The 12,499-nt window shown below is 37.1% G+C and carries 9 protein-coding genes; 2 read left to right on the top strand and 7 right to left on the bottom strand.

Annotated elements, in window-relative coordinates; genetic code table 11:
* Nucleotides 1-91 precede the first annotated feature (91 nt).
* Nucleotides 92-1,552: an APC family permease gene (locus tag H628_RS0103055; protein WP_027825144.1), complete on the bottom strand. Its 1,461-nt coding sequence runs from the start codon at nt 1,550-1,552 to the stop codon at nt 92-94.
* Nucleotides 1,553-1,758: 206 nt separating this feature from the next.
* Between H628_RS0103055 and H628_RS0103050 the strand changes: the two genes are divergently transcribed.
* A complete protein-coding gene (locus H628_RS0103050) occupies nt 1,759-3,849 on the top strand; it encodes a putative ornithine decarboxylase (RefSeq protein WP_027825143.1) in 2,091 nt (696 codons plus the stop codon).
* A gap of 10 nt (nt 3,850-3,859) precedes the next feature.
* Nucleotides 3,860-5,125 (top strand): methionine gamma-lyase family protein, encoded by a 1,266-nt coding sequence (locus tag H628_RS0103045; RefSeq protein ID WP_027825142.1) that lies wholly within the window; start codon nt 3,860-3,862, stop codon nt 5,123-5,125.
* A gap of 57 nt (nt 5,126-5,182) precedes the next feature.
* Here H628_RS0103045 and H628_RS0103040 read toward each other — a convergent pair whose 3' ends face one another.
* From H628_RS0103040 to ligA, 6 genes are read right to left on the bottom strand one after another with little or no spacing between them, the layout of a single operon-like run.
* The gene (locus H628_RS0103040) at nt 5,183-6,100 is read right to left on the bottom strand and encodes a diacylglycerol kinase family lipid kinase (protein ID WP_027825141.1); all 918 of its coding nucleotides are present in this window, start codon (nt 6,098-6,100) and stop codon (nt 5,183-5,185) included.
* 28 nt (nt 6,101-6,128) lie between these two features.
* Nucleotides 6,129-7,559: an Asp-tRNA(Asn)/Glu-tRNA(Gln) amidotransferase subunit GatB gene (gene gatB, locus H628_RS0103035; RefSeq protein ID WP_027825140.1), complete on the bottom strand. Its 1,431-nt coding sequence runs from the start codon at nt 7,557-7,559 to the stop codon at nt 6,129-6,131.
* 3 nt (nt 7,560-7,562) lie between these two features.
* The gene (gene gatA, locus H628_RS0103030) at nt 7,563-9,002 is read right to left on the bottom strand and encodes an Asp-tRNA(Asn)/Glu-tRNA(Gln) amidotransferase subunit GatA (protein WP_027825139.1); all 1,440 of its coding nucleotides are present in this window, start codon (nt 9,000-9,002) and stop codon (nt 7,563-7,565) included.
* Nucleotides 9,002-9,304 carry an Asp-tRNA(Asn)/Glu-tRNA(Gln) amidotransferase subunit GatC gene (gatC, locus tag H628_RS0103025; protein WP_006585669.1) on the bottom strand — a complete coding sequence of 101 codons (303 nt, stop codon included), beginning with the start codon at nt 9,302-9,304 and terminating at the stop codon, nt 9,002-9,004. The genes gatA and gatC overlap by 1 nt, the downstream gene beginning before the upstream one ends.
* A 13-nt stretch (nt 9,305-9,317) precedes the next feature.
* Nucleotides 9,318-10,469 carry a CamS family sex pheromone protein gene (locus H628_RS0103020; RefSeq protein WP_027825138.1) on the bottom strand — a complete coding sequence of 384 codons (1,152 nt, stop codon included), beginning with the start codon at nt 10,467-10,469 and terminating at the stop codon, nt 9,318-9,320.
* A gap of 15 nt (nt 10,470-10,484) precedes the next feature.
* Entirely contained in the window at nt 10,485-12,494 is a 2,010-nt protein-coding gene (gene ligA, locus H628_RS0103015; RefSeq protein ID WP_027825137.1) for an NAD-dependent DNA ligase LigA, read from the bottom strand.
* Nucleotides 12,495-12,499 lie beyond the last annotated feature (5 nt).

Genomic DNA, 12,499 nt, shown 5'->3' with positions numbered 1-12,499 from the left:
CTAACTTTAGGTCAAGCAAAAAGAAGAAAATTTCCATAAAAAAACAAGCTTCCTTACATGGGAAAGCTTGTTTCAATTTTACTAATTGCGATTATTTGGCTTCTTCGCGCATCTTTTCACGCTTACGCATCCATGGCAAGATGTAACCAAGACCAAATAAGACAATTACAGTAATTATATTCAATACTAATTGGTGGTTAAATTCAGCTGTACCAAAGTCAACATTTTGAGGAACAAAGCCTAAAGAAGCACAGATAAAGGTGAAGATTAAGCACCAAAAACCTACTGCTAAAGCACCAGTTCTATTCTTAATAAAGACATAATCTGACTTGTACTTTTCTTGATGCATTCTCATTGCAACGAAGGCGAAGAATACCCAACAAGTCTTATATGGTGAAATGATACCATTAATGTTCAAAAGCCAGTTATAAATAGTGTTAATGTTAGGCAAAGTACCGGTTAAAAGTAATAAGAATAAACTCAAACCAACAGTAAAAGTGTAACTGTGAATTGGTCGACCATTCTTATTCTTCTTAGTTAACCATTTAGGCATGAACTTATCAGCAACATCCCCGGCAAAGACTCTACTTGAAGCATCAAGCAAGACCGCTAATTGAGCCATCATGAAGATTGCTTGCACAACAGCAAAGATGTACATCAGAACTTTACCCATACCTAAACTTTCACCTAATAAACGGAAAGCATAGTAAGGACCGTTCATCTTAAAATCATGTGGAATGTGATGCGCATTGAAGAACATTGCTAAAGCTAAGGTACCAAAGATAGTTAAGAATCCTGTCATAATTGCCAACATCCACATTGCCTTAGGAAAGTCGCGTTTTGGATTCTTCATTTGTGATACATATGGTGCAGCAAGTTCTGCCCCTGACATAGCAAAAATAAGCAAACCAGTTGTTGAGAAGTAATTCAAACTAAAGCTTGGCTTAAATGCACCCCAGTTAAATGGTTGAGTTGCAATCTTGTGTCCACCATGCATAACAGCCCAAGCAGCAAGTGCTACAAAGAGCATTGACATAATGAACATTGCCCCACCACCAAGTAATGAAAGAATTTCCAAAGAATTTCTCAAACGGTTTTCTAATAAGATAAATGCCAAAATAATGACAAAAGTTAACATTCCAAACCAAAAAGTCGACATTTTCTTATCAAGTGAATTATCACCAAAAATAATCCAGCTGAATGAAACAATTACTGAGTTTGATACGTCAACAATATAAGGAACGCTTTGAACCCAGTACATCCATGAAGTCCAATATCCTAAAGTATCATTACTACTTCTTCTAACCCAGGATGCAAGCCCACCTTCTTGATTATCAAAGGTTAAACTCATTTGACTTGAAATCAAAGCATAAGGAATAACATAAGAAAATAGTAAGAAAATCCAAGAAATTACAACTGATAATCCTTGGTTTTGGAATGGATAAAAAATATTTTCAAAACTGATAATCGTTACGAAGTCAATTAAAGCGATAACTGGCCAAGTAAGATAATGTTTTTTATTTAAATCTAAATTTATTACGTCTTCTTTCAATTTTTCTCTCCTAAATAACTCTCCTTTTTACAACCTAGAAGAATTATTCGGGGGCTTTAAGACAATGAAAGAAAATATAGCTCCCACTTGTTCTACCCTCACTCTACTTATATAATCACATTATAGATAATAATATACGTTCATTAGGTTATATGCTTTTTTATAAAAATGCAATAGTTCAAAGCTTTTTTTGGTAAGGAGAAAATATGGATTTTTTAAATATCGCTGTTGATCCAAGCATTACACTTGAGTCTCTACCCAATTGGCAATCAATTTCACTAACTGAAGTTTCTAATCCAGCCAGTATCGCAGCCTTTGTAGTAAAGCAAAATAATACAGCAGCAATTACCACGATAGAAAAATTAAAGACCGAATCTGGCTTACCAATTCCAGTTATTAAAGTTGAAAATGACATTACTGATAGCGAGCGCAAACAAATTCTTTCAGCCGCAAATAAATACATGACTGAAACAGTTCCAACTTACCTTCAGGACTTAGTCAAGTTTGCTGAAGATAAGCCAGTTAGCTTCACTACTCCTGGGCACCACAACGGTTTATATTATGACAAGCATCCCGCTGGCGTAATCATGAATAAATTCTTCGGTAAGAACTTAATGTACGCTGATACGAGTGACACAGTTCCTGAACTGGGCGACATGATGACTCATGACGGCTCACCACTAACAGCTGAACAAAAGGCCGCCGAAACTTATCACGCTGACAAAGTATACTTTTGTACTAATGGTACAACGAGTGCTAACTCAATTTGTGCAAGTGCTGTTTTAAGAAAAGATGACCTAGTTCTGTTTGACCGTAATAATCACAAGTCTCTTTATAATAGTGCCTTAGTGATGAGCGGAGCTAAGCCAGTATACATCAAGACAGATCGTAACCCGCTTGGCTTAATTGGCGAAATGGACCCTGAATGCTTAAGTGAAGACTATTTACGCAAAGAAGCTGCTAAAATCGATCCAGAAAAAGCTAAGCAAAAGCGCCCATTTAGAATGGCGGTTGTCCAAGCAGAAACTTATGATGGCGTTTTTTATGATGCAAAGTGGATTGTAGATAAGATTGGTAACCTTTGTGATTATATTCTCTTTGATTGTGCTTGGGGCGGTTTTGAAGAATTTCTACCTATTATGGAGCATTTATCACCATTACTTTTAGACTTAGGGCCAGAAGATCCCGGAATTTTAGTTACCCAGTCACTTCATAAGCAACAAGCTGGTATGGCGCAAACTTCCCAAATCTTGAAAAAAGACAGTCATATTAAGGGCCAAGCGCGCTATGTTGATCACAAGCACTTCAACCATGCCTACTTAAAATTTGTCACTTCAAGTTATTCTTATCCTATCTATGCTTCCCTAGTTGCCAATACTTATTTAGTCAGTGGCCCTGGAAATAAAAAATGGTGGAATGACACTTTACGCATGGGAATTGAATGGCGCAAGCAGTTATTAGCTAAATCTAAGTTATTTAAGCCTTTAGTTTGTGATGAGTTTGCTAAGATTCCAACAGAAGAATTAATGACTAACAGTAAATATTGGAATCTTTCACCTAATGCTTCTTGGCATGGCTTTAACCGTATTGCTGCTAACGAAGCGATGCTTGATCCAATGAAAATTACTGTAATGACTCCCGGAATCGATATTCCTAATAGCAAATACCAAGCAGATGGAATTCCCGGTCCAGTTGTTGCCGAATTTTTAATGGAGCAAAGAATTATTCGAGCAAAAAATGACTTGAATTCTCTGCTCTTCTTATTAACTCCTGGAGATCGCCAAGAAGATTTAGATACTCTTTTAAATGCCTTTTTAGAGTTTGAAAAGCTCTACTTAGAAGATGCTCCCCTAGAAAAAGTTGTACCAAAATTAACTACTCAATATCCTAAACGTTATCAAGGCTACACCTTACAAAAGCTCTGCCATGAAATGCATGAGTATTATGCTAGTCATCAAACTTTTAAAATACAAAAAGCACTATTTGAAAAAGAAAACATGCAAAATTACACTATGATTCCAGCTGATGCTGACAGTCTCTTTATGCACAATGAAAGCAAATTAGTTAACTTAAAAGAAGTTGTTGGCGAAGTGGCTGCTGAAGGCGCCTTACCTTATCCACCAGGTGTCTTCATTGTTGCTCCTGGTGAAAAATGGCAAAAAGTTGATCAAAATTATTTTGAAGTTTTAGTTGGAGCAATGGAAAACTTCCCAGGTTTTGTTCCAGAAATTCAAGGTGTCTATTGGAAACAAGCATCAAATGGTAAAATTAATGTTGAAGTTGAAGTTTTAAAATAAGGAGATAGATATGGTTTTATCTTGGAAAGCAAATTTACCCGAAGAATTACAAGCAAAGATTGATAAAGTGGATAAAATGATTGCTCCACGCCTTGCTGAAATTGATGAACAAATTCTTCACAACCAACAACGAGTTTTGGAAATTTTTAGAAAGCATCGCGTTGGTGAAGAAGATTTGGTACCATCTACTGGTTATGGTTACGACGACATCGGCCGTGATAAATTAGAAGCTATTTATGCTGATTACTTTAAAGCTGATGACGCTCTTGTTCGTTCACAATTTTCTTCAGCTACTCAAGCTATCGCTGTTGGTTTATTCAGTATGCTTCGTCCTGGTGATACTTTATACTACTTGACTGGTACTCCATATGATACTATTCAAGAAGTTATTGGTTTAGCAGGAAACAAACCTGGCAACATGAAAGAATGGGGGATTAACTTTAAAGCAACTGAATTACTTGAAAATGGTGAGGTTGATTTTGAACAAGCTAAGAAGGACTTGCAAGACCCTAAGATTAAAGTAATTGCGATTCAACGTTCACTTGGTTATGCCGTTCGCGCAAGCTTTACCATGGAAAAGATCAAGAAAATGCTTAAGTTTATCAAGGAAGTTCGGCCAGATGTAAATATCTTTGTTGATAACTGCTATGGTGAATTTTCTGAATGTGAAGAACCTACTTTTTATGGTGCTGACTTAATTGCTGGTTCACTTTTCAAAAATGCTGGGGCTGGTATTGTCAAAGGTGGTGCCTTCTTAGTTGGACGTAAAGATTTAATTGAAGGAGCTGGATCACGTCTTAATGTTCCTGGAGCTGGTAAAGGTGAAGGTGCTACTTGGGGATACTTGCGTGATATGTACCAAGGATTTTTCATGGCAGCTCACACTACCGGGCAAGCAATTAAGGGTATGATTTTTACAGCTGCCTTATGTGAAGAAATGGGAATGAATGTCGCTCCTAAGTGGAATGACCCAAGAACTGATATCGTTCAAACTGTAACCTTTGGTGAACCTGACCCAATGATCAAGTTCTGTGGTGCAATTCAACACTACTCTCCACTTAACTCCTTTGTTGATCCAATTCCATATCACCAAGATGGTTATGAAGATGATGTGGTTATGGCTTCTGGTAGCTTTACTGAAGGATCCACAATTGAACTATCTTCAGACGGTCCCCTTCGTCCACCATATCGCCTTTATATCCAAGGTGGACTTTCATATGAACATGTTAAGATTGCGATTGCTCATGCGGTTGCAGAAACTTTCTATCAAGACTAATCTTGATAACTAAAAAAATGACCTAGCTCAGATTGAGCTAGGTCATTTTTATTAACTTTATTTACCAACATAAAATTCAAGATGTTGCTGTAAATTCTTAAATGTAACTGGCAAGTAGCCTCCAATTTCACCATCCAAATTGAATGGTATCTGCTTCCCCTTATCATCAAGCATTTCTACTTTTAAAGATCGGGTTTTAGTGTAAATAATATTAGGATCATTTACATGCTTACCATTCAGAGCCATTACCATTAATGACAACAGGGCTAAAGGATCTGCAGTCTTAATTACAATTAATTGAAACAAACCATCACTTAATTCTGCATCTGGCATAATTTGTTCAAAACCACCAATTGAATTGGTCATTCCAAGCAAAAACATGGATAAATCGCCATCATAGACACCATTATCGTAGCTTAATTTCATATGACGCTTACTAATACTTGGTAGCATTTCTGCTCCTTTAATTAAGTAAGCCCCATACCCAATTGCACTCTTTAGTTCAGAAGGAACACCATAAGTTAATTCAGTCAGTGAACCAGATCCAGCAATATTAACGAAATATTTTTCGCCATCTTCACAACTCGCTTGACCAACATCCATTTTTCGAGTTTTACCTTGCAAAATTGTCTTGGCCGCTTCGACTAAGTTATCGCGCGGAATTCTCAAAGCCCGCGCAAAGTCATTAGTCGTTCCTGCTGGAATAATTGCTAATTTTGGTCGCTGACTTAAACCAGCAACACCATTAACAACTTCATTGATCGTTCCATCACCACCAGCAGCAATGATTAAATCAAAACCAGCTTTGGCAACGCGAGTAGCTTCATTTTGAGCAGAAAATGGTTCTGGAGTAGTGCGATAAGCACTGGCTTCATATCCAGCTTGCTCAGCAATATTTAAAATATCTGCAACATTTTTAGGCATCTGTTCGTGACCCGAAACAGGATTATATATCAATCTTGCTTTCTTAATCATTTAAAACACCCTTTTTCTTGTTAGTAAATTAACGACTTTGTAATTCTTTATTCAATAATTGGTTAATAATCTTAGGGTTAGCCTTACCATGAGTTTGCTTCATAATTTGACCAACTAAGAACCCAATTGCTCTATCCTTACCATTCTTAAAGTCTTCAACAGATTGTGGGTTGTTATCCACAATTTCCTTAACCATTGGTTCAAGAACTGAAAGGTCTGAAAGTTGTGCCATACCGTTTTCTTCAACGTACTTCTTAGGATCAGTACCGTTGGCAACAGTTTCGGCGAAGACCTTCTTGGCAATCTTAGATGAAATGACACCATCTTTAATTAAAGTTACCATCTTGGCTAAGTTTTCTGGTGTAAGTTTAATGTCCTTAAGTTCTACTCGGTGTTCGTTAAGGTAACCATTAACTTGGGTATTCATCCAGTTAGCAGTCATTTGTGGATCTGCACCAGCTGCCATAGCCTTGTCGAAGAAGTCACTGGCTTCCTTGGTTTGTAAAATAACATCTGCATCATATGGCTTGAGTCCTAACTTATTAATGTAGTCTTCACGCCGTTCATCAGCACTCTTAGGAAGTTGGGTCTTAATTTCATCAATCCAGTCTTGCTTAATGTGGTATGGTGCAATATCTGGTTCTGGGAAGTAACGGTAATCTGCGTCACCTTCCTTAACACGTTCAAGCACAGTCTTACCACTATTTTCGTCAAAACGACGTGTTGAAAGTTGAACCTTACCACCTGACAAAAGTACTTCTTGTTGACGCTTTTCTTCATAAGCAAGTGATAAACGTACGTGTTCAAATGAGTTAAGGTTCTTCATTTCGACCTTAGTACCTAATTCTTTTTGACCAGCTGGGCGAATTGAGATGTTAGTGTCAACACGCATTGATCCTTCTTCCATCTTAACGTCAGAAGCACCAGTAAATTGAACAATCTTACGTAGCTTTTCAAGGTATGCATATGCTTCTTCTGGGTCTTCCATATCAGGTTCAGAAACAACTTCAAGAAGTGGCACACCCTGACGGTTTAAGTCAACATATGAAAAACCGTTAGTTCCGTGAGTGTTCTTACCAGCATCTTCTTCGATGTGCATTTCGTGAATACCGATACGCTTCTTCTTACCACGTACTTCTACTTCAACATAACCATTTCTAGCAAGTGGTTCAAAGAATTGAGTGATTTGGTAAGCCTTTGGGTTATCTGGGTAGTAGTAGTTCTTACGGTCAAAGTGAGTAACTGGCGTAATTTCTGAGTGAGTAGCTAAGGCAACCATCAACCCAAGACGGTAAACTTCCTTGTTAAGCTTAGGCAATACACCTGGGTAACCCCAATCAATAACATTAGCTTCTGAGTTAGGTTCTGCACCATAAGTTACTGGTGATGGAGAGAAAATCTTACTCTTTGTTTTTAACTCAAAGTGAACTTCAAGACCGATAGTTGATTTAAAATTCATTAATTAATCCTCCAATCCAGCTGGTTTCTTTTCATAAAACTTGTTGTTACGTTCAATAAAGTCAGCAACACGGAAAACAGATTCTTCATCGAATCTCTTAGCCATAATTTGTAAACCAACAGGCATACCATCAACTAAACCTGCAGGAACACTAGCAGCTGGAACACCAGACATATTTGCAGAAATAGTCAAAATATCGTTATTGTACATCTTAATTGGGTCCTTAACTTCTGAACCAATTTCAAATGCAGGTTCAGTAGTTGTTGGACCAACAATTACATCATTATCTTCAAAAATCTTATCAAAGTCGCGGCAGATTAAAGTTCTAACCTTACTTGCTTGTCTAAAGAACTTGTCATATGAACCAGCTGATAAAGCAAATGAACCTAACATAATACGGCGCTTAACTTCTTCACCAAAGCCTTCAGAACGAGACTTAACATATACATCAAGCAAGTTCTTGGTATCCTTAGCGCGGTAACCATAACGAATACCATCATATCTTTGAAGGTTTGAGCTAGCTTCACTGGAAGCAATGATGTAGTAAGTTGGCACTACATACTTGGTATGAGGAAGTGAAACTTCATTAATAATCGCACCATTTTCCTTAAGGTAATCAATTTGAGCTTGAATTGCTTTACGAACACCTTCATCGACAGCATCACTCATGTATTCCTTAGGAACAGCAACACGTAACCCTTTAACATCTTGACCTAATGCCTTAGTAAAGTCAGGTACAGCTTTTTCAGAAACAGTTGAATCATGTTCATCTGCACCACTAATAACATTCAAGACTTCAGCTGCATCCTTAACACGCTTAGTTAAAACACCAATTTGGTCAAGTGATGAAGCAAAAGCAATCAAGCCCCAACGTGATACTCGGCCGTAAGTTGGCTTAATACCAAAAATACCGTTGAAAGCTGCTGGTTGACGAATTGAACCACCAGTATCTGAACCAAGAGCTGCCACAACTTCACCACTAGCAACAGCTGCTGCAGACCCACCTGATGAACCACCAGGAACTTTATCCAAATTCCAAGGGTTATGAACTGCACCAAAGTATGAGTTTTCATTACTTGAACCCATTGCAAATTCATCCAAGTTGGTCTTACCAATAATAGTTGCTCCAGCATCTTTAAGCTTAGATACTACAGTAGCATCATATACCGGGATAAAGTTATCCAAGATATGACTTGCTGCAGTAGTTTTTAAGCCATTAGTTACAATGTTATCTTTGATTGCAACAGGGATACCTGCCAATTTATTAGCAAAGTCCAAATTTTCACTGGCTTTTGCATCTTCATCAACAGTAATAAAAGCATTGATATCTTTATCAGTAGCCTTAATATTTTCAATTGTTTCATCAGCTAACTTTTGAGCATCAACTTCACCGCTAGCTAATTTTTGGTTTAAAGAGTCAATAGTTTCGTTTAAGTATTTCATTAATCGTTATCGTCCTTATCAATAATTACTGGCACCTTAATGAAGCCATCAGTAGTTTCGGGAACGTTTTTAAGCATTTCCTTGCGGTCTTGCCAGTGTTCTGGCTTATCTTCACGATAAACAGTATCGCGATCAACAACTTGGGTTGTTTCAGGAACACCTTCAGTATCAACTTCTCCCAATTGTTCTGCCATTTCAATGATCTTATCCATTTGAGAAGTGAATTGATCTAACTCTTCATCTTTGAATTCAAGTCGTGACAAAGCTGCCACGTGCTTAATTTCTTCTTTTGTAATTTCCACCAATATTACCTCCTTATTCTCCACCATAAATATGGGTATTGTAGTTATCATCACTACTATTTTTATAAATTACGGCTTGTGTATCATTAACTGAACCAATCTTTATTTCAATTGGTACATCTTTTGCCAAATACTTCTTAGCTTGTGCTAAGACCAAACGCGTAAAACTCTGAATTTGCATATAACCATAAAATTGAGTAGTAATTGAGATATTTTCTTGGCTCAACTTACCATCTTCATATCTGGTTGTTGCAATAACCCCACTTACATTAGGGAAGTAGTTCTGAATAGCAGTTTTAAAACTGTTAAATGCACTAGCATCATCACTGTTGATTGGACTAGCATTATTAACGGTTGGTAAAACCTGAGTTTTCTCGGAAATATTCTTCCATGTAGTTATTTTACTACTATTACCCTCGCTAATTCCATAACTAAAGTAAGAACCACCAACTAAGGAATCCTTCGAAGTCTTAGAAAAGAGCCCTACAACAATTGGAATATTTTTCATATTCTTTTTCTTACGTAAACGAGAAATAATCTTTTCCGCTACTTCTTTACCGTAAGCTTCTTGCTTTTCCCTAGAAATAGTAGTTGAATATTCCGGCCCATCAGTAGTCTTTTGATAATAATCAACACTGTTCATTGCTAATCCAAGTGAGATTCCAGATAATTTATAATTCGAGCCAGAGCCTGTTAAATAATCTTGCTCTAATACTTGTTCTAACATAACAGGATTCCGCTTATCTGCAGCTTTTTTACCGTTATTTACTGGATTTAAACCATCTGGATTCGACTTAGACTTACGCTTCAACCAGTCAGTCATTGTAGCAGCACTGATTTGTTGGCCTTCTTCAAAAACATAGTTACCGGTTGAAAATTTATTTTTAGAAATTTTAACCAGCCCGCGTTCAAGTGCATCTTCATCAACACTGTTGTCATTATCAGTTGCTGTCATCCCTGAAGTAGGACTAGTTACATATTGACCATTTTTTAATAAAACAGTGTACCCATTTTTACTAGTTGAAGTAGTTTGATAACTTTTTTTATTGTTCGACGTTGAGGTCGTTGTTGCGTTATTTGCTAAATTTGAATCTTTCAAACGCCCACACCCTGCTAGCAGGACCGCGGAAGCAGAAATTAATGCAATGCGTAAAATCTTTTTCACAATTACTGATCCCTTTTATTTAATTTTGGCGACGGCTTCTTCTTCCGTTAAAAGAGCAACCCCCAGTTTCTGTGCCTTAGTCAACTTAGAGCCAGCATCCGTTCCATGAATGACATAATCAGTCTTTTTAGAAACAGAACTGGTCACTTTGGCACCTAAAGCTTGCAACTTAGTAGTAAATTCACTTCTACTATAATGTGCAAGCTTACCAGTTAAGACTACGGTTTTACCCTTGAAGAAATTATCCTCGATATCTGCAGCTGGTACATCATTTCCTAGATATTCCATATTTAAATGACAATCCACTAGTTCTTGCACTAATTTTTCAGCTGCAGGATTAGCAAAATAAGTTGTTAATGATTCTGCTATCGTCTCTCCTATTGTATCGATTGCTGTGAGTTCTTGCACGCTCGCAACCATAATCTTTGATAAGTTTTTAAATCTTTTTGCAATTAATTGAGCTGCTTTAGCCCCAACATGGTCAATTCCTAATCCGTATAGTAATAATTCAACCGAATTTTGTCTTGATTGATCAATTGCTGTTAATAAATTATTAATCGACTTATCCCCAAAATGATCAAGCTGGGCCAAATCATCGCTAGTTAAATGATATAAATCAGCAATATCATGAACCAAGTCTTTAGCGATTAATTGCTTAACGATTTTTGGTCCTAATCCCATAATATTCATTGCCGGCCGTGAAGCAAAGTGAATAATACCTTCTTCTACTTGCGCTGGACAAGCCGGATTAATACAACGCAAAGCTACTTCACCTTGTAAATGTACTAGTTTTTGCCCACAAGATGGACAAGTAGTTGGGATTTGATAAACTTGACTATCCTTAGGGCGTTTCTTTAAAACAACCTGTGAAATTTCAGGAATAATATCACCAGCTTTATGAAGCTTAACAGTATCACCAATTCTGACATCTTTTTGTTTCAATAAGTCAGGATTGTGCAAAACAGCTCTAGCAACTGTAGTACCAGCAAGTTCTACTGGATCCATTACAGCTGTTGGCGTAACAACACCAGTTCTACCTACAGTCCAGACAATTTCATGAACAACAGTCTCTTGTTCTTCTGGAGGGAATTTATAAGCAATTTCCCAACGTGGAACTTTAACAGTATTGCCTAACTTTTGTTGAAGAGATAAATCATCAACTTTTAATACAATACCATCAATTCCATAAGTCAAACTATCACGTTTTTCAGTATATTCATCAATAAAGTCCATTACTTCAGCCATATTGGCTAATTTTTTACCAGTTTCATTAGTATGAAAACCTAAGTCTTTCATTTTTTGAATAGCTTGGTGCTGACTAGTAATATCTTCAGGTGGATTGACCCAAGTATAGATGAAAGTACTCAAATTACGCTTCTTAGTAACTTGAGGGTCAAGCTGACGTAATGAACCAGCAGCTGCATTACGTGGATTGGCAAAGACTTGTTCACCTTTTTCATCGCGTTCCTCATTAAGCTTTAAGAATGCTTCTTTTCCCATATAACATTCGCCACGAACTTCGGTAGTCAACTTTTCAGGTAGCGTCTTAGGAATATCACTAATAAATTGAACATTCTTAGTAACATCTTCACCAATTCGACCATTACCACGAGTAGAGGCTCTTACTAGTTTTCCATCTGTATATTCAAGTGATAAGGATAAACCATCAATTTTCAATTCAACATTATATGACACGCTATGGCCAACTAGTTTTTGAATACGTTGATCAAATTCCTCTAACTCAGCTTTTGAAAAAACATCTCCCATTGAAAGCATGGGAACAGGATGTTCTACTTTACTCAAATCAGACTTTATTTCGCCGCCAACTCTTTGGGTAATTGAATCGGGTGTTACCAAATCTGGAAATTCGGCTTCTAAATTTAATAACTGTTGATAATTTTGATCATATACTGCATCTTCAACTACTGGTGCATCTTGAGCATAATATGCATCAGCCCATTTATTTAATTTTGCTCTTAGAGCTAAAATCTGCTCTTGGGCAGCTTCTTTAGATAATGTAGCCATACTGC

Origin of the sequence: Lactobacillus psittaci DSM 15354, assembly GCF_000425905.1 — a bacterium.
Classification (GTDB): Bacteria; Bacillota; Bacilli; order Lactobacillales; family Lactobacillaceae; genus Lactobacillus; species Lactobacillus psittaci.
Note: the sequence above shows the minus strand (reverse complement) of the source record. Positions and strands in the feature narration are given on the sequence as shown.

Coding starts and splice junctions, on each gene's coding strand:
- gatB (WP_027825140.1), bottom strand. CDS start 7,559: ATGAATTTTAAATCAACTATCGGTCTTGAAGTTCACTTTGAGTTAAAA.
- ligA (WP_027825137.1), bottom strand. CDS start 12,494: ATGGCTACATTATCTAAAGAAGCTGCCCAAGAGCAGATTTTAGCTCTA.
- H628_RS0103050 (WP_027825143.1), top strand. CDS start 1,759: ATGGATTTTTTAAATATCGCTGTTGATCCAAGCATTACACTTGAGTCT.
- gatA (WP_027825139.1), bottom strand. CDS start 9,002: ATGAAATACTTAAACGAAACTATTGACTCTTTAAACCAAAAATTAGCT.
- H628_RS0103040 (WP_027825141.1), bottom strand. CDS start 6,100: ATGATTAAGAAAGCAAGATTGATATATAATCCTGTTTCGGGTCACGAA.
- H628_RS0103045 (WP_027825142.1), top strand. CDS start 3,860: ATGGTTTTATCTTGGAAAGCAAATTTACCCGAAGAATTACAAGCAAAG.